We start from the raw sequence: 17,572 nt of genomic DNA, 5'->3' as shown, positions 1-17,572 counted from the left end.
AGAGCTTCTTTACCATTGTCGGCGGTCTGTACCTCATAGCCTCGAAACTCTAAATAATCTTTGACTAATAAGATGAGATTGGGGTCATCATCGATTAATAGTAGTCGCTTGCGGTCTTTTCCACCAACTGCTTTCATAATCTTCTGACTAGAGTTAACCGTTTTAACGATCGATAATTTGTATTTAACCACCTACGTGGGTCGCGATGCTAGCCGATCTTTAACTTATTCAACCAAAATAATGGCGGAGGGTAAAGATCCGATCGTTCCCAGTTGCTAGCCGATGGTGAGGCAAATCTCAACGAGCGAATCGATCGAGCTAGATTAGCACGATTTTTGCTGTGTAGTCTACGCGCAAGATGGGCTAACCTCGCAATCTCCACCAGACAATCAAACTTTTGGATGAGTGAATTTCCGATCGAGCCAGAGTTAAGTAACCAACGTGTTTGAGAACACAGGTGTCTATAGATAATACTCTAAGATTGCGATCGAGTGGTAACGATTTAATTTACTCCTTTGCCAGTGTCAAATTAGAACTGGCAAATCGTGGCTAGTTAATGTCAAATCGACGATCGATACAATTGAGAGCAGTTGTCTATTTTTAGCTCTCATCCTCCCAACTATAAATATCTTTAACGACGATTCGGGCTACTAGTGCAATAATTCTTCTAACTGGTTTTGATTGCACAGCCATTGATATAAACCTTGTGTGGCGATTAACTCCTGATGGGTACCCATTTGGACGATTTCACCTTTATCCATCACTAAAATGCGATCGGCGGTTGCAGCGGCGGATAATTGATGGGTGATAAAAATTACCGTGCGTTTTTGTCCGGATTTGGAAAGGTTTTGGAGAATGGCGGTAGCTGTCTGATTATCTACACTAGAGAGCGCGTCATCCAAAATCAGAATCGGTGCATCGAGTAATAATGCCCGCGCTAATGCCGTCCGTTGGCGTTGTCCGCCAGAGAGGGTAATGCCGCGTTCGCCAACAATTGTATCGTATTTCTGCGGAAAGTTAAGGATTTCGCCGTGAATCTGACCAAATTTGGCGGCGGCTTCGATGGTAGCGTCACTGGCGGTAGGATTGCCATAGCGAATGTTATTCTCGATCGAGGTACTAAATAGAAAGCTCTCTTGCGGTACGTAGGCAATCGCCCCCCGCAAGTCGGCTAAACTCAATGTACTCAAATCGTAACCGTCGATAAATAAGCTCTGTGCTGGTATTTCTAATAAGCGGGGTAATGCATTCGCCAGCGTCGATTTACCCGCCCCAATCGGCCCGACGATCGCGATCGTTTCGCCTGCGGCAATTGTAAAATCAAGGTGTTTGAGGGTCGGCGTTTCCGATCCGGGATATGTATATGTAAAATCGCGCGCGCTGATTTCACCTAACATCGGTTTATCTAGATGAATCGATGTCGGCAGATCGGCAATTTTAGGACGATTGAACAGGATAGCTTCGACTCGATCGATACTGACTTCTCCGCGTTGATATGCCGTAATTGTAAATCCTAATAAGGCAGTGGGGAAAATCAGATTTTGCGCGAAAATAATTAACGACAAGAAGTCGCCGACAGTTGTTTTTTTAGAGACGATCGAAATCCCAGTCTGCCAAGACAAATTTAGAGCTGGACTGACATCTTGGTTTGCGATTGCTAGTCCGCCTTGCCATAACAAGACCAATAAACTAATCGAAGCTAACCCCTGAATAATTGGAAAAATAGTATTTCTTAATTCGGCTAACTTGAGATTAGCTGTGAATAATTCTTGGTTTTTCTGGCGAAAAGCCTTACGCTCGTTTTCTTCCTGAGCGTAGATCTTAATTAAGGAGATACCACTCATATCTTCTTGAATCAACTCACTCAAATCTGAGATCGATTCTTGCACGGTAACCTGTTGCGTGCGGAGTTGTCCGCTAAATAGCTGGACGACAATTAACATCAGCGGATAGACTGCTAATGCCATCACCGTCAACTTAATATTAATCAATAACATTGCTGGCAAAGTTAACGCATACGCAAAAATAATATTTGCCGTACTCAATACCGCAAAACCAACCAATCGCATGATATTTTCGACATCGCTGGTAAATCGATTGACTAAATCGCCTACCGTAGTCGTTGCATAGTATCCTGGTTCCAACCGGAGCAAATGCTCGAAGATATCTTGCTTCATCTTCGATTGGACTTTCCTACCAACACCAAATATTGCAATCCGCGAAATCATCCTGACAACCCACATAATTGTAGTCAATCCGACAATAAAGATCGCCAGTCGAGTGAGATAATCGCTAGTAAAATCATCTTTAAGCAAATCGATCCCTTCCCTAATTAACAGCGGGATATACACGCTCAAAGCATTGACTATAAATAGTGCAAAGATACCTTGTGCAGTTTGCCACTTATAGGGGTTGAGATAGTTGAGCAGTTTTTGAAAACGCGACATTGATTAGGGACTGGGGGACTGGGGGACTGGGAGCGAAAAGTGCGGTCTTGGGGTTTCCCCAAGTAGAGCACCTTTTCAAGACAGACGGGGGGGCTGGGGGGCTGGGGGACTGGGAGTGTGGGGAGAAGGAGTTGATATTAAATGCCTACCCTATTCCCTAAAGCCTAATACCTAACACAGATGAGGATTGTGTGATAAAATCAGAGGTTTGTGGCACCATCTCAAATATAGCTCAGAAAGCTTAAATAGAAATCAATATGGCAAAGCGCGTACAGTTAGTTTTAACCCAAGATGTCCGCAAATTGGGCAAAAATGGCGATCTAGTTGAAGTAGCACCTGGTTATGCCAGAAACTATCTCCTCCCCCAAAAGATTGCCACCAACGTCACTCCAGGCATTCTCAAGCAAGCCGAAAAGCGGCGCGAGATCGAGCGGTTGCGGTTACTCGCCTTAAAAGAAGTCGCTCTGACTCAAAAAGCAGCAATCGAAAAAGCTGGTAAATTCTCCATTGCCAAGCAAGTTGGTGAAAACGAAGCAATTTTTGGTACGGTTACAACTGCGGAAGTCGCTGACATCATCAAATCTACCACTACTCAAGAAGTGGACAAACGCGATATTACCATGCCGGACGTAGCTAAACTCGGCACCTACAGAGCCGAACTCAAGCTCCACCCCGAAGTCGTCGTTACCGTCGAGATCGAAGTTGTCGCTAAGTAAGTTTTGTCGTTCTGTGAGATCGGCTACGCTAACGTTTGGCGATTGCGTAGCAAATCCAAATTCAGCTTTAGTTGTCAGGTAAATCGTAGGCTGTGGGTACTATAGGTTTGACATCAAACTAGATGAGCAAAATATTAGTATGTCTCAGCCATATTTCCCTCAAATCGAGCTACCAGCAGTTATATTAAAATTTATAAAACAGGATAAGTTACTATCCAATTTTAAAGTAATTTCAGGACTAACTGCCGCATTTTTGCTCGCAGCATACATAGCTATCTCTTACTGGCAACTATCGATCGGTATAATAATTGTGGGAGTTACTAGTTGTAATATTTTTCAGAAAATTACATTAGCTCGACGCAGGGAAATAGCCGATAGTGATGTCCTATTCGTTCCCGAATCTAAGATATATGTTATTCCATTGGGCGTTACTAATGAAGTAATTAATACAGTTCGAGCGGTGCTAAATAATGGCAAGGTCGAGCTTACCGAATCACATCATTCATTCGATCGAGTTAAAGATCCCGATCGAGTCAAGAATAATTCTTACCGAGAGCTGGAAACAGCAAAGCAGGTGTCTTATTCGCTCAAAACAATGTATCAAATCGACCCAAAAATTGAAGAATTTAAGCAAAAAATTGAAGAATTAAGACAAGCAAAAAAGTTAGCAAGCTTATCGGAAGTTTATGCTGAAAAAGTTCTCGACTATTCTAAAATAGTCGCACAAATTGAGGAGACGATCGAAAATGCAAAACAGCTTCATCATGAATGCTTTAAGTTAATTGGGGAAATTTTAATTGGAGCAGAATTGGCAAAATTCGACCCCGATACTATCTCTGAACCAGCAGCCTGGAAGTTACAGTTTGCAACGAGATCGAATGCCATTAACGAGCAGTTTCAATTCCTTCAGGACAAAGAAAAAGCTTATTCAGAATTAAGAAAGTAAATCGGAGTAGTCGTCTCGATCTATTCCACATCAGATCGAACAAATGTGGTATAATAGTACTATCGACGTGTGAAATCGGGTACCACTACTAATATTATCTCGCTCTTATTCCCCTCCTCGGAGGGGCAGGGGTGGGTTCTATCCCCTACGCTTCCTCTCCAATGGCAGACACACCAAACTTTCGATCGACAAATCTGATTCCCCCCCAGAATATTGAAGTTGAAGAAGCCATTCTTGGTGGTATTTTACTCGATCCAGAAGCGATCGGACGAGTTGCCGAAAAATTGATTCCCGAAGCCTTTTATATCCCCACGCATACTGATATTTACAAGGCGGCTTTAGATCTTAATAGTCATGGCAAACCGACAGATTTACTCACAGTTACCGACTGGTTAATCGATCGCAACCAGCTCGAAAAAATTGGCGGACAGGCGAAATTAATTCAACTACTTGAACGGACAGTCAGCGCGGTAAATATCGACTCCCTCGCTGTTTTGGTGATGGATAAATATATCCGCCGCGAGTTGATTAAAGCAGGTACGGAAGTCACCCAGTTGGGCTTTGCAGCCGATCGACCGTTAGAAATCGTCCTCGATGAATCGGAACAACAAATTCTTAATTTGACGCAGGCTAGACCCAAGCAAGGGCTAACACCGATTAAAGAAATCGTCGCGACAACTTACCAAGATATTCAAGATCGTCACGACCAACTTATTCCCCCAGGATTGACCAGCGATTTTAGCGATTTAGATGGAATGACTGGCGGTTTTCAACGATCGGATCTGATTATTATTGCAGGTCGTCCGTCAATGGGGAAAACGGCCATCAGCCTCAATATTGCCTATAATATGGCAAGACTTCATCAACAGCCAGTATTAGTATTTAGTTTGGAAATGTCTAAGGATCAATTAGTCCAAAGATTGATTGCAAGTGAAGCGGGAGTAGATAGCAATCGGTTGCGTGCTGGGCGAATTAGTCAAAATGAATGGGACTCGGTATATAAAGCAATAGACAGGATTTCTGAGCTACCAATCTATATCGATGATAATGCCAGTATGATGGTAATGGAGATGCGAAGTCAAGCTCGTAAAATTCAAGCAGAGCATGGCGGACAATTGGGATTGATTATGATCGACTATCTCCAATTGATGGAAGGTAGTAGCGATAATCGCGTTCAGGAAATCTCTAAAATTACCCGAAGTCTGAAAGGATTGGCACGAGAATTACAAGTTCCATTAATTGCATTGTCGCAATTAAGTCGTGGTGTTGAAGCTAGAAATAATAAGCGTCCAATGATGTCAGATTTGAGAGAGTCTGGGTGCTTAACTGGTGATACTCTAATTACAATTGCTGATACTGGTATTCAGATTCCGATTCGCGATTTAGTTGACGAATCTAATTTTTCAGTTTGGGCACTAGATGAAAATAGTATGCAGCTTCAAAGAGCGATAGTCAGTAATGCTTTTGCAACAGGTGTCAAACCAGTTTGGAAATTAGATACGCAGTCAGGAAGAAGAATTAGAGCAACAGGAAACCATCAATTTCTAACTGTTAATGGCTGGAAGAGATTAGATGAGTTAGTAGTTAATGATATCATGGCAATATCTAGAAATATACATCCTAATTTGGAGCCATCGAGCGAAATTGAAAAACTAGCGAATAGCGATATTTATTGGGATAAGATCGTTTCTATTACTCCCGACGGAGAATCAGACGTGTACGATCTGACTGTGCCGCGCTTTCATAATTTCGTTGCAAATAACATCATCGCGCACAATTCGATCGAACAAGACGCAGATTTAATTATTATGCTATATCGTGATGCTTATTATAATCCCGATACGCCCGATCGAGACATTACTGAGCTAATTATTACCAAGCATCGAAATGGGCCGACTGGAGTAGTAAAACTAGTATTCGATCCGGCTTTAACTAAGTTTAAAAATTTGGCACGTCCGATGAATTAGAAGTGTGAGTAGAGTATTTTCATGTTAAATGTTAGTTTTTAATAAAAGGTATGCTTGTTATACGATCGGATTGTTTCTAGTAGAGGTATTTATTGCTGTTTTTATTAACGACAGTTTTATCCGACCTTTTATCGGAGATGTTTTAGTCGTTATTCTGATTTATTGCTTGGTGAGAACTTTTTGGAAGACTCGATATCACACCGCTGCATTATCTGTTTTGGCATTTGCTTGTACGATCGAGATTTTACAATATTTTAAATTGGTCAATTTCTTAGGATTGGAAAAGTACAAGATTATTGCGATCGCGATCGGTAGTACATTCGACTGGAAAGATATTATCGCTTATATACTAGGAACGATGACCGTACTCGGACTCGAATCTAAACGGTCTAAAAATTGACGCGATCGAGTTTCGAGATTGTTCGTTCTAAATCTTGAGCTAATAGTAAGAACGAAATCAATTAAGGTATTTCTACTCCTTCAGTTATTTGATAACTTCTGATAATTTGATTTAAAGGAGCTTTTAATTGAGTGTATTGCGGAGATGGTACCACATAATAAGTTGCCGAAATTCTACCACTAACCTGCCTCATAAAACTATTACCAGTATAAGTAACTATCGAACCGTTACTGGATTTATCTCGATACGACCATGTGACGCGCACTGCTCCATTCGGTTGCGTAACGGGTAGACTGATATTTAATTGAGGATAAGATTTATATACTCGTCCGATGACCTTACTAAGTTCGGCACCTAGTTCTTCTTCATTAAGCTGACGATAAAAATTGAAAATTTCGACACAAACTAGACCCTCTTTATTAACATCTTGCCACTGAACTCTGACATGCTTGGGTTTACTTAAATTCTCAAATTGCCATTTTTGAGGCACATCGATCGAGAATAGGTTACTAGGATGCCGATAATTTTTGAGACCGCCAATTTTCAAGAGCGGACGCGAATTTGTGGGAGAATTAGATTGAGATGGGGGAGTTAGATCTAGACGGGCGATCGCTGTTGGCGATATTGGCAAGTTACTCGTGACTACTGCTGTATTTGCCACAGTCGGGACGAAAAGTGCGAATAAGATGCCAACGCCAGTCACGCTCCAAGAAAAATGTGGGTATCGATTTTGCATATGATGTAATGGTTTGCGAGCTAGACACTCGCAGTTACAGTGGATCTAGATAATATTGGCGGACTTTTAGTAAATTATGTATGGTGCGATCGACTGAATGCAATTTTTTCAACTATCGTACAGATCGATCTCGATTCCCCACACTAACAAACTAATCTGGCTGGAGATATTATGACCAAATCATTACCCCTTCGAGGTAGAAATTTCAGATGGGGCGAGCGAACTTATGTTATGGGCGTATTGAATGTTACGCCCGATAGTTTTAGCGATGGGGGAAAATTTGTGACGGTGGATGCGGCGATCGCGCAAGCAATCCAGATGGTACGATCGGGTGTAGATATTATCGATATCGGTGGTGAGTCTGCCAAACCTGGTGCGATACCTGTCGATGAAGCAACCGAATTAGCGCGGGTGATTCCGGTAATTGAGAGCATTCGCCAACATCCCGATCTTCAGAGTACTACCATTTCGATCGATACTACCAAAGCCAGCGTCGCTCGATCGGCAATTGCGGCTGGTGCGGATCTTGTCAATGATGTTTCTGGCGGACAGTTTGATGATGAGATGTTTGCCACAGTCGCCCGACTGGGTGTTCCATATGTGATGATGCACATGCGCGGAACGCCTGCGACGATGCAACAGATGACCGACTATGATGATGTCGTTGGGGAGATTATCGCCTACTTTGAGACGCAAATCGATCGAGCCGTGAAGTCTGGGATCGATCGAGCTAAAATTATTCTCGATCCTGGTATTGGTTTCGCCAAACAATATCAGCAGAGCATCGAAATCATTCGCCACTTAGATCGGTTCGAGAGTCTAGATTTGCCCCTATTAGTCGGTGTATCGCGTAAAAGCTTCATCGGGAAGATTTTAAACCAACCAGACCCAGAACGACGCTTGTGGGGCACCTCAGCCGCCTGCTGTGCGGCAATTGCTAAGGGTGCAGACATTCTCCGCGTTCATGACGTGGCAGAAATGGTCGATGTAAGTCGGGTTGCCGATGTCATGTTTAGAAATTAGGAGCTAGCTGAGATCGGTGCAAGCACTTGACTGAAAATAATGAGAAAATAGAGAAGGGTTTAAAATATCGATTGTCATGACCAACTTACCCGAATCAAACCGACCAGATCGAGATCTCAGACAGAGAGTCCGCGAAATGGATTGGCGAATCCAACGTTTAGAAGCGACTCAGATGCCAGCCAAAAGTATCGATGAGGCTTTTGGGCAAGTATATGACGAACTAGACGAACTTCAAGATAAATCCGATGCCATCAGCTCGGATATTGCTGTCATGAAGACAGATATCGCCAGACTTGAAGGGAAAATCGATAGTCTTGAAGGAAAAACCGACATTATTTTGCAGCATATTACGGGTTTGGGAAACTAACCTGACGATAGATAGTTCGGTAAAATTCTACTCTAAAAACAACAGCCAATCGATCGATAGATCGCCAAATAGTAATAAATAAAAGTGCAGATTACCTCATCTCTCGATCGGATATTGACTCCCACAGCAATTGCGCTAGGCAACTTTGACGGCATTCATCGGGGTCATCTAGAGACGATCGAACCTGTCTTGAAGTGGGATAATAAAAGTACTTACAAAACAGTGGTGACTTTCGATCCGCACCCCCAACAATATTTTACCGGACAGCAGCGTCAATTACTCACGCCCCATTCAGAACGAGTGATAATTTTAGAAGGGTTGGGTATCGACCAGCTAATTTTATTACCATTCGATTGTGAGTTAGTAAAGTTATCGCCGGAAGAATTTGTCGATCGGATTTTAGATCGTCAAATTCAGGCTAAATTTATTAGCGTGGGCGCAGATTTTCGGTTTGGCAATCAACGTGCTGGTACAGCGACAGATTTAGTTGCGCTAGCGGCGAATCTGGGGATTCAAACGCAGATTGTACCACTAGCAATAGATGGCGATAGTCGGATTAGTAGTTCGCGAATTCGGGCGGCATTATTAGCTGCGGATTTACAACTAACCCGCGCATTATTAGGTCGATATTACTCGATCGTCGGGACGGTTGTAAATGGGCAAGAAATCGGTCGATCGATCGGGTTTCCGACTGCTAATCTCAAGTATCCACCCGACAAGTTTTTACCGCGTCAGGGTGTCTATTGCGTGCGCGTGGATACTCCTACGGCTACCCAATTACCAGGGGTAATGAATATCGGCAAACGTCCTACAGTAGATGGAGTAAACACCACCGTCGAAGTTCATTTACTCGACTGGGATGGCAATTTATACGAGCAACAACTTATAGTTCACCTGCATCACTTTTTGCGATCGGAACAAAAATTCCCAGATCTTGCCGCACTTACCAATCAAATTCAAGCTGACTGCAAAGCCGCTAAAGAATTTTTTCAAAGCCAATCGATTTAAATCTCTGCCAATTTTTTTCTATTTGACTAGCCGCGAACGATCGGTAAAATTCTGACTCTTAACCGCGAACTATCGATTGTTACTAAAGCACCTATTTCTAGTTCCGATCGAAACTGTTGTAATGCCGAAATAACTATATTACCGATACTAACAGGTAATAGATCTTGAGTGCGGATTTGAACCACGCTCGGGCAATTTACTTGTTGAATTGTTAATAACGTTCCGAAATCTAAATCGTTTGTAAATACAATATAGTTATTTGTCTGGGCATACGCCATAACGACTATATCTTTAGCTGCGGGATCGCCAATTTTCGACCAGTGAACGGATATTATTTCCGCTGCTGCAAATGCATCTACCCAATCGGGAGATAGATTCATATCTATGAGAATCTTCATATTAAGGCTAGCGGTACTTCGATCTCTTCAACACGCCAAGCTGCATAAGAGAGAGCTTCATAAATATCCGCTGCTTCCAAATAAGGATAAGCTTGCAAAATTTCGGAGATCGATCTTCCAGATGCCATTAATCCAACCACGGTACCAACTGTAACTCGCAAACCTCGAATACAAGGTTTACCACCCATTACTTCTGGGTTAAATGTAATGCGAGATAGCTGCTGCATAGTTGAATTAGACTAAGTTTTTCAATCCTCATTTTTATTATAGCTTGACATCCGTAGCAGTCGATCGAAATTAAAATCAAGTACTCGATCGAATATCGCGGATTTCCATTTGTTCCATAAAAAACTCTTCTAACGAGGCACGTCCTTGCTTGAGCGAGATTAACTCTGCTTCTAACAATTTGAGTGTTGCTAAAAACTCTTGCGGTTCGCCTCGAATTTTGCCATGCCAAATATCATCGTGATAATCGAGATCGCTAATCCAACGAGCGAGAATTTCGCGATTCCCACCACGACCGGAAACATCGTAATATCGATCGGTATTAGTTAGCAACTCTGATAAAGTACCGCAGCAAATTAATTCGCCGCGCGCTAAAATTCCCACCCGACTGCAAATTTGTTCGACTTCTGTCAGAACGTGACTATTAAAGAAAACCGTTTTACCGCGATCGCCTAAAGAGACAATAATATCGCGCATTTGTTTGCGCCCTAGCGGATCTAATCCAGACATCGGTTCGTCGAGAAAAATTAGGTCGGGATCGTTAATTAAAGCTTGTGCCAGCCCAACCCGTTGCACCATCCCTTTAGAATACTGACGGAGTTGCTTTTTCTGAGCGGCAGAACGAGTTAAACCAACTAGATCTAATAATGCCGGAATGCGTTGCTTTTGAACCGATCGGGGAATTTCAAATAAGCCAGCCGTGTATTCTAATAATTCCCAGCCAGTCAGAAAGTCATAAAAATATGGATTTTCGGGTAAATAGCCGATCTGTTGTTTAATCGATCGATTTCCCAACGGTTTGCCGAGGAGTGACCCTCTACCAGAGGTTGGTTTGACAATCCCTAATAATGTTTTGAGCAGGGTAGTTTTACCCGCACCATTCAAACCCAATAATCCAAAAGTTTCCCCTTGGTAAACTTTTAAGGTGCAGTCTTTTAACGATTCGACTTGACGGTTGAGCCAAAAACCAGTGCGATATACCTTGCCCAATCGATCGGTCTCGATCGCGGCTGCGGTATCGTAAACTGGCGTAGATCGATCTAATGTTTCAGTAGTAAGAGTCATGAGCTGTTCGGCATCGGGGGTAGAAGATTTGCAATGGACAGCCAGAAACGCCAGCGACCCGATCCCCTGCTCTAACCTGGCTTAATTCTCCGCTAGGAGCGGCACAGGAGCGGGGCAAAACACCTCAATGGGTTTGTGTCGAGCAACTGTCTCATTACCCCTTCACTTTAAACTTTTTTGGGGATATTTTACAAGTCGCTAGTATTCTGATACTAGCGACTTTTTAGTTACCTATTGGCTAGCAAGTCATAGAACAGACGTTCGACGAACTTACTGGCGAATGTCGAGCGAGCGACTTTGATATGCTTTTCGGCGCGGATTTTGAGCCACAGTGCGTTTAGTTCGCACATGGCTGGGTTTGCCGATTTGGTTTTAGATTTTTTGCGCTCGAAGGTACACATCGACCACAGCCATAACTGATTTCTACAGATGCGGCTGCCAGCTTTGCGGGTTTTTGTGGCAGATTTGCCGCTAGATTCCCGCACGGGTGCCACACCTAACGCTTTGCGAAATCGTCTCAGGCTGACGGGTTTGAGAGTTTTATTCTCAGTCCGTCGGGAGCCTGTAAGCTGCATAATTTCGCACCCATCTTCACCCAAAAAGTTAGACAGCGGGTAATACTGGCTGATGAGGATTGCTTGCGCGATGTCGGGTAAAGAATACCGCTTCATCACCTGACGATCGCGATCGAAGTTCGGATTGTTTAATAACTCCAACATTTCTGACTCGACGATCCGCTTTTGTCGCCATAGGTCTACTAGTAACTTAGCCATCGCTTGCATATTTTGGGTAATCCCCAATCCACAAGTCTCGGTCGCCAGTGCGTCATATTTTAGCGATCGGGCATCTCCCGCCAGCCACTTCCAAAACAGTACCGCATTCACCGAGCCGCTAACTTCCGGCATCGACCAGGCGAGATCCTGTTTGATGCGGTTGATGAGCGGCGACTGAATCCTGTCAATATGCTTGAGCCGCAAGGCTGCATCTCTTAATTGAGATGTGACGCTATCGCGAATTCTGACAAACTGAATCGGATCGGCATGGTGTTCGAGATAATAGCAAGCCAACGCCAGCGCGTCGGCTTCATCATCTTTATCAGGCAAGCGCAAATTATTGCGATATTCCCGAGATTGTTTGTGTCCGACAAGCGCGATTTTAACGCCAGCCTCAGCGCATTTAGTCGTCCAGAACTTAATGTAATTAACTCCTGTCGGTTCGAGTACCAGCACATCCGGTTTAAGTGATAGTAAATAACTCAAACCAGCCGCCGAAACATCGACATCGAAATACTGAGATTTCTCGCGATAAATCTGACCCGCTTCTTCCCTAGAGGGGGGAGAATCGAGCGAGATGCAGACGAGGCGACCGTTGCAGGCATCCGCGCCGATAACTTTTTGTGTTATCATATTTAATTGTATAGGTGCATTAACTAGGTTAATTAAGGGAGTGAGAATTAGGTGTTCTCATGCCAACTTCGCGATATTTTATCGGGGTACAAATACCCCGATAACCCCATCGCAACCCAAGAATCTCCCAAGCGTCCAATTCACTTTTAGGGTTAGGGGGAATCCGATAATAGTTACTTGCTACACACCATGAAGGGGTAAGGAAAAATCCACTTCTACTTGAGGTTCGAGCAAGCAACATAGACCGGGCAAGGTGGGTTTGGAAGCCACCCGCGATACCTAAATAGGTATTTCGTCGTTGAGACTCATCAGGCGGGTTTACTGGCTAATTTAACGACTCGATCGAGTCATTTAGTTGCTTGAGAGTTGACAATAGATCGGGGCGGCTGGCAAATAAGCTATTTTGCAGATCGTCGGTAAATCTCTTGATGTTCTGATACAGTTCTGACATTTCAATCACATCGGGATGCTCTAAGCCTTCCCTCAGTACGACAAGTAAACCCGCCGTTAGTTCGATCGATAAAATTATCTTGATATCTCCCGGTTGTGGCGTTCTGCGATGTGGCTTACGTTTACTCACGGGCGAATCTCCTATTTACAGGCGGGATGAGTCCGCGGAGTAAATTGTTCATCAGATCGTTGAAACTATCGAGCGATCGACTTAACGATTGGGCTGGTACGATCGGTGGTGCGATCGATACCTCAGTTTTGGCGATCGCACTGACGATCGATTCTAATTCGGTATCGATCGACCCAGCGACAGGTTCGACCTTGTTTTCTTCTGCTATCCGATCGTCTACCAGTTCCCCCAAATATTCAGCCAAGCTGACCCCAGTATTAGCCGCTTGACGTTGCAGTTTCTCCATCAATGGAGCGGGTAATCTAATTGTCGAGCTGGTGGGTTCTTTGTCGGGATGAATCTGGGATTCGATCGCCAGTGCGGTAATTTTATGACCTTCACAACTTTTCAGGACTTTACCCCACACTTCAGCTAATTTGTCTTCGGGTAGTTCTGACATCTTCAGAGCTTGAGATGCGTTTCTGGGTAATTCGGTGTATCCCAAATTTACCAGTTTCACGCAGACTTGTGCTGACTTAATCGCATTGAGAACTTGCCAGATGGACAGGTTGACTTTAGCCTGACAGAACTGCTTGAAATCGCGGAACTTTTCAACGCAATTGCGCCACCAACACTGATTTCTGACTCGTTCGAGAATTAACCCGAACTTAATATAAGCGTACTGGCTGACGATTAAATGATATTCGGTCGCATCGATGTCTCCCGAACAGTCATAATCGATTTCACCTTCAAACTCGTGGATGAGATCGGAGATTTGCATCTCTCTAATCTCGTCGCCGTCGTTAATTTTTAGCATTCTTCATCCTCATCTAATCCGTATTCGCAGGCATAGCAAAGCGCATTTATATCTTCCTCGTCTGAGTCCCAGTAGCCTAAAAATTTGCCGCACATTGAACAATTAACCCGGAGATATCCCTCGTCATCCTCTAATATCATCAATTTTTATCCATGTGAAATATGCCCCCAACTGGGGGAGCGATCGATCTAGTTTTCAAACACTCTCGATCGCTTGATAAGCATCTAGGCTAGCTTCCTTCCATCGATGGAAGCTGGATCGAGTTAACGCCACGCTAGGCTTACCAGTGGTAAGCGGGTGGTAGATTACAGTCGTTCGGTACGCCCAAGCCTGAAAATAGGAAGTGCGAATTACTATTACGGGCTTGGACAGTGTGCTTGATTTAGTATAAGTGATTGCTTATAATTAATAATAAGCTATAGCTTATAAAATATCAACCCAATGTCCAAGAAATTGGACATGAAGAGAGAGAATACATTGAAAGAGCTACTCAGAGAAAGGAATATAAGTCAGCAAGAGCTAGCCGATCGGATGGGAGTAAAACAGCCAATGATTTCCCAATGGTGTAGAACTAACAGCGATCCAAGAGCAAGCACATTGATAAGACTAGCCAGGGAGCTAGATGTTAGTCTCAAAGTTCTAATGTCTTATCTCGGTGAAGACACCACCGGAATCCCCGACGACATGGGAGGTGATGAAAATTAGCGACTTGCAACAACAGCTATTCGATCCGGGTGAGTTCGATCGTCATAACTATACTAATATCGATGAAATTGCCGGGGACTGGAATCGGGACGTAAATGGGGATATTTCACCTTTAAATAAGCTTATAAAAGGTGCCCCCAGGAATCCCGACCCCCCCGGATCTGGATTTGGGGGGCATCGGATTTTAGGGATGCCCCCCAAATTTCTCCCCCACACCATGCCCCCCAAATTAGAATTTGGGGGGCATCAGGTAACCGATCGGCTCGAACCAATAGATCGATCGAACTTAGAACTATCGATCGAATCTCCCCCGACCTTAATAGAAATGCCCCCCAAATTAGGAATTGGGGGGCATGACTTAGCAGACCAGACGGAAGATAAACGAAGTCGCGTGAAAGTTAAAGGGATAAATTATTTACTCACTCGCTCTAAATCTACCAAATATATGCCCCCCAATAAAGGCTGGTTCGAGATTAAGGTACGAGGTAAGAATCTGTTCTTATATCTGCGGTGGTGGGATGAGAAAGTCAAACGAAGCAGATGTTTGGGTAAAGTCGATCGGGTAGAATAGTTGTGAGGAATAATGAATGTAAATCATCTCAAACAGTCATTAGATAGACACCCGTCCCCTAGCTGTAGGGGCTTTTTATTTGAGGCAGCTCCCACCCATGCAAACTCAAAAAATTTTTTCGAGACCCAAACCGATTTTAAAAACTCAAGTGCGACAATTAGCACTGAGCATTCACCCCCAACCGCCGACAGAGAACCGATTACCACCATTACCGACTGGGGAGTTAATCACCCCAACAGTACCGACCGTTGGGGTGAGAAAAACCCTATTTCAGGCGATCGATTACGACAGGCTGACCCCCACTCAACAGGCTAGGTGGGATGCCGGGATGTTTGGATCGATCGAACTTAAAGCCAGAGGCATATATCATTACTATTATTTACGCTGGATCGACCCAGAGACTAAAAAGTATCGATCGACATATCTGGCTAAAGACTGGGATAGAGCCATTGAGAAAATGCATAAATTAACCGGACACAACTCGCTATAATTGCTCTAATCATCAGGGCAATTTTTTTAGTGTTTAAAAACTATCGCGTCCGGTTTCCAATTCAGTTGGTAGTTTTTAAAATCGGATTGACGATCGCGTGGCAACAGCCGATCGTTAAAAAAGTTACTCCCAAAGATTCAGATCCCGAAGATTCGATGCTGATTTATATCGGGATGTTCGATGACGACATCTAAGTTTTAACAACCAATCCCCAATCCCCTATCCCCTAATCTCTAGAGGAGCGCGATCGGTAATTTGGTAGGGTTTTAAGAGCAACTCAACCGCGCATTGAATCGCGCCCTCGATCGCCTCGGATTCTGTCAGGTACAGCCCGTAAATGTCTAGATCGTTATCATCGATCGGGTAATAGTTCTCCCCTTGAATTATCACCATCCAGACCTCGACGATTGGCTTTGAATTATCTTGACTCGGACGTTTACCAATCCATACCTTCGGGGACATCGCAATCTCGACAATAAATTATCTGTTTATCTGGCTGTGGTGGCTGTGGGCTGTGGCGATCGCGCTGGCGGAGTCGTTCGGCTCTTAGCCTGTTGGCAAGGGCGAGTAGAGCTAGCTGTAACTTGGTACGTGCGTCCATCACTTCACCCGATCGCATTCAAAGCATTTACCCACCGAACTCTTCGAGATCCCGACTTCTAGCCCAATTTGAGCGTAAGATTTGCCACTTTTGCTCATGGCTCTGACGCGATCGCAAGATTTTGCGACTTTTCCCCCACGGGGACGGCCAAAAACTTTGCCCTTAGCCCTAGCGTTAGCAATCCCCGAAGAAATCCTCTCTCTGATTAAATCGCGCTCGAATTCTGCCAACGTCGCCATGATGCTGGCGATCATCTTGCCATGTGGAGTAGATAGATCGAACTGAAAGCCATTTTGGGCAACCAAACTTACTCCCCACGATTGAAGTTGATGGAGAGTGCCGATTAAGTCGATCGTCGATCTTCCCCAGCGTGTAAGCTCGCTGACGAGAATGAGATCGATCGAACGGTTGCGAGCGAGCTGGATAATTTTTTTACGTTCCTGACGGTCGATTCTAGCACCACTGGCAATTTCTCGAAAAATTCCAACAACATCATAGCCGCAACGAGCTGCATAAGATACCAATTCAGTCTCTTGACGATCGCAATTTTGATCTTTGGTCGATACTCGAACGTAAATTGCACATCGCAGTCGTCCATTTTTACCCTCTAAATTTTCCACCCTGTAAGCCGCTCCACCCGGTGTAATTTCTAGCGTCCGTCAAACCTAATCATTAATTGGACGCTTCGTTATGATGCCCACGATCTACGCAGTGGGCACCATAGACGAGACATTAGAAAATCCTTACCCCCCATTCGTGGGGGATTTAACCATGGCAGAACCGACAATTCAAGAAATTTTTGGCGCGGGTGCGGCGCAAACCGCGACTACAATTACAATCCTAAAATCCGATCTCCCCATGACGGCAGATGCAACTAATGGCGGCGAGAGAGTATTTGCCGCAATTTGTAAAAAAGCAGGCACCTTCTTAACTCCCGAAGCTTTTAATACCAATCCCGACCAATCGATTAGCATCGCACAGGGCTTCGACTCGCTCACATATCGGACGATTGCCAACGTCCAAAGCACCTACTTACAAACCGCGCTCAGTATTAATTTCGCCAAACTTCAAGCTAGTGGCGGCATCACCCCGGATGACTATTAATGGGATGTGAGTTATGGGTTC

The 17,572-nt window shown here is 44.1% G+C and carries 23 protein-coding genes and 1 pseudogene; 12 read left to right on the top strand and 12 right to left on the bottom strand.

Going from position 1 to position 17,572, the window contains the following annotated elements:
* Positions 1-137: pseudogene (locus RMO79_RS20495) on the bottom strand (DNA-binding response regulator); the annotation flags it as partial.
* Positions 138-650: 513 nt separating this feature from the next.
* Positions 651-2,447 (bottom strand): ABC transporter ATP-binding protein, encoded by a 1,797-nt coding sequence (locus RMO79_RS20490; RefSeq protein ID WP_310485121.1) that lies wholly within the window; start codon positions 2,445-2,447, stop codon positions 651-653.
* A 257-nt stretch (positions 2,448-2,704) separates the two neighbouring features.
* Here RMO79_RS20490 and rplI point away from each other — a divergent pair, with 257 nt between their 5' ends.
* The 4 genes from rplI to RMO79_RS20470 all read left to right on the top strand — a co-directional run bounded on the left by rplI (position 2,705) and on the right by RMO79_RS20470 (position 6,476).
* Positions 2,705-3,163, top strand: coding sequence for a 50S ribosomal protein L9 (gene rplI, locus RMO79_RS20485; RefSeq protein WP_310485120.1), 459 nt, complete (start codon positions 2,705-2,707; stop codon positions 3,161-3,163).
* A gap of 139 nt (positions 3,164-3,302) precedes the next feature.
* Complete coding sequence (locus RMO79_RS20480; protein ID WP_310485119.1) at positions 3,303-4,109, top strand: hypothetical protein; 807 nt, start codon at positions 3,303-3,305, stop codon at positions 4,107-4,109.
* A 161-nt stretch (positions 4,110-4,270) separates the two neighbouring features.
* Positions 4,271-6,076, top strand: a complete 1,806-nt coding sequence (gene dnaB / locus RMO79_RS20475) for a replicative DNA helicase (RefSeq protein WP_310485118.1) — start codon at positions 4,271-4,273, stop codon at positions 6,074-6,076.
* Between the two features lie 28 nt (positions 6,077-6,104).
* Positions 6,105-6,476 carry a DUF2809 domain-containing protein gene (locus RMO79_RS20470; RefSeq protein ID WP_310485117.1) on the top strand — a complete coding sequence of 124 codons (372 nt, stop codon included), beginning with the start codon at positions 6,105-6,107 and terminating at the stop codon, positions 6,474-6,476.
* 61 nt (positions 6,477-6,537) lie between these two features.
* On the opposite strand, the gene RMO79_RS20465 is transcribed toward RMO79_RS20470, so the two are convergent.
* Positions 6,538-7,212: a hypothetical protein gene (locus RMO79_RS20465; protein WP_310485116.1), complete on the bottom strand. Its 675-nt coding sequence runs from the start codon at positions 7,210-7,212 to the stop codon at positions 6,538-6,540.
* 171 nt (positions 7,213-7,383) lie between these two features.
* Between RMO79_RS20465 and folP the strand changes: the two genes are divergently transcribed.
* The 3 genes from folP to RMO79_RS20450 all read left to right on the top strand — a co-directional run bounded on the left by folP (position 7,384) and on the right by RMO79_RS20450 (position 9,610).
* Positions 7,384-8,235 carry a dihydropteroate synthase gene (gene folP, locus RMO79_RS20460; RefSeq protein ID WP_310485115.1) on the top strand — a complete coding sequence of 284 codons (852 nt, stop codon included), beginning with the start codon at positions 7,384-7,386 and terminating at the stop codon, positions 8,233-8,235.
* A 76-nt stretch (positions 8,236-8,311) separates the two neighbouring features.
* On the top strand, positions 8,312-8,602 hold the full coding sequence (locus RMO79_RS20455; RefSeq protein WP_310485114.1) for a hypothetical protein: 291 nt from the start codon (positions 8,312-8,314) through the stop codon (positions 8,600-8,602).
* An 84-nt stretch (positions 8,603-8,686) separates the two neighbouring features.
* Positions 8,687-9,610, top strand: coding sequence for a bifunctional riboflavin kinase/FAD synthetase (locus tag RMO79_RS20450; RefSeq protein ID WP_310485113.1), 924 nt, complete (start codon positions 8,687-8,689; stop codon positions 9,608-9,610).
* A 26-nt stretch (positions 9,611-9,636) separates the two neighbouring features.
* On the opposite strand, the gene RMO79_RS20445 is transcribed toward RMO79_RS20450, so the two are convergent.
* From RMO79_RS20445 to RMO79_RS20420, 6 genes are all read right to left on the bottom strand, one after another.
* Positions 9,637-10,008: a DUF5615 family PIN-like protein gene (locus RMO79_RS20445; RefSeq protein ID WP_310485112.1), complete on the bottom strand. Its 372-nt coding sequence runs from the start codon at positions 10,006-10,008 to the stop codon at positions 9,637-9,639.
* The gene (locus tag RMO79_RS20440; protein WP_310485111.1) at positions 10,005-10,235 is read right to left on the bottom strand and encodes a DUF433 domain-containing protein; all 231 of its coding nucleotides are present in this window, start codon (positions 10,233-10,235) and stop codon (positions 10,005-10,007) included. Before RMO79_RS20440 ends, RMO79_RS20445 begins: the two co-directional genes overlap by 4 nt.
* Positions 10,236-10,311: 76 nt before the next feature.
* Positions 10,312-11,298 (bottom strand): ABC transporter ATP-binding protein, encoded by a 987-nt coding sequence (locus RMO79_RS20435; protein WP_310485110.1) that lies wholly within the window; start codon positions 11,296-11,298, stop codon positions 10,312-10,314.
* Between the two features lie 227 nt (positions 11,299-11,525).
* Complete coding sequence (locus RMO79_RS20430) at positions 11,526-12,704, bottom strand: transposase (protein WP_310485109.1); 1,179 nt, start codon at positions 12,702-12,704, stop codon at positions 11,526-11,528.
* 325 nt (positions 12,705-13,029) lie between these two features.
* Entirely contained in the window at positions 13,030-13,284 is a 255-nt protein-coding gene (locus tag RMO79_RS20425) for a hypothetical protein (RefSeq protein ID WP_310485108.1), read from the bottom strand.
* On the bottom strand, positions 13,277-14,080 hold the full coding sequence (locus RMO79_RS20420; RefSeq protein ID WP_310485107.1) for a hypothetical protein: 804 nt from the start codon (positions 14,078-14,080) through the stop codon (positions 13,277-13,279). The genes RMO79_RS20425 and RMO79_RS20420 overlap by 8 nt, the downstream gene beginning before the upstream one ends.
* A 441-nt stretch (positions 14,081-14,521) precedes the next feature.
* Between RMO79_RS20420 and RMO79_RS24660 the strand changes: the two genes are divergently transcribed.
* From RMO79_RS24660 to RMO79_RS20405, 4 genes are all read left to right on the top strand, one after another.
* Complete coding sequence (locus RMO79_RS24660) at positions 14,522-14,785, top strand: helix-turn-helix domain-containing protein (protein WP_396136645.1); 264 nt, start codon at positions 14,522-14,524, stop codon at positions 14,783-14,785.
* Positions 14,736-15,356: a hypothetical protein gene (locus RMO79_RS20415; RefSeq protein ID WP_310485106.1), complete on the top strand. Its 621-nt coding sequence runs from the start codon at positions 14,736-14,738 to the stop codon at positions 15,354-15,356. The genes RMO79_RS24660 and RMO79_RS20415 overlap by 50 nt, the downstream gene beginning before the upstream one ends.
* A gap of 97 nt (positions 15,357-15,453) precedes the next feature.
* Complete coding sequence (locus RMO79_RS20410) at positions 15,454-15,846, top strand: hypothetical protein (protein WP_310485105.1); 393 nt, start codon at positions 15,454-15,456, stop codon at positions 15,844-15,846.
* Positions 15,847-15,875: 29 nt separating this feature from the next.
* On the top strand, positions 15,876-16,040 hold the full coding sequence (locus RMO79_RS20405; protein ID WP_310485104.1) for a hypothetical protein: 165 nt from the start codon (positions 15,876-15,878) through the stop codon (positions 16,038-16,040).
* Positions 16,041-16,065: 25 nt separating this feature from the next.
* Here RMO79_RS20405 and RMO79_RS20400 read toward each other — a convergent pair whose 3' ends face one another.
* From RMO79_RS20400 to RMO79_RS20390, 3 genes are read right to left on the bottom strand one after another with little or no spacing between them, the layout of a single operon-like run.
* A complete protein-coding gene (locus RMO79_RS20400; RefSeq protein WP_310485103.1) occupies positions 16,066-16,308 on the bottom strand; it encodes a hypothetical protein in 243 nt (80 codons plus the stop codon).
* Positions 16,283-16,465, bottom strand: coding sequence for a hypothetical protein (locus RMO79_RS20395; protein WP_310485102.1), 183 nt, complete (start codon positions 16,463-16,465; stop codon positions 16,283-16,285). The genes RMO79_RS20400 and RMO79_RS20395 overlap by 26 nt, the downstream gene beginning before the upstream one ends.
* A complete protein-coding gene (locus RMO79_RS20390; RefSeq protein ID WP_310485101.1) occupies positions 16,447-17,067 on the bottom strand; it encodes a recombinase family protein in 621 nt (206 codons plus the stop codon). Before RMO79_RS20390 ends, RMO79_RS20395 begins: the two co-directional genes overlap by 19 nt.
* 151 nt (positions 17,068-17,218) lie before the next feature.
* Here RMO79_RS20390 and RMO79_RS20385 point away from each other — a divergent pair, with 151 nt between their 5' ends.
* Positions 17,219-17,551 carry a hypothetical protein gene (locus RMO79_RS20385; RefSeq protein ID WP_310485100.1) on the top strand — a complete coding sequence of 111 codons (333 nt, stop codon included), beginning with the start codon at positions 17,219-17,221 and terminating at the stop codon, positions 17,549-17,551.
* Positions 17,552-17,572: the final 21 nt, after the last annotated feature.

This window comes from Chamaesiphon sp. VAR_48_metabat_403, assembly GCF_031422475.1.
In the GTDB taxonomy this organism is placed as follows: Bacteria; Cyanobacteriota; Cyanobacteriia; order Cyanobacteriales; family Chamaesiphonaceae; genus Chamaesiphon.
Note: the sequence above shows the minus strand (reverse complement) of the source record. Positions and strands in the feature narration are given on the sequence as shown.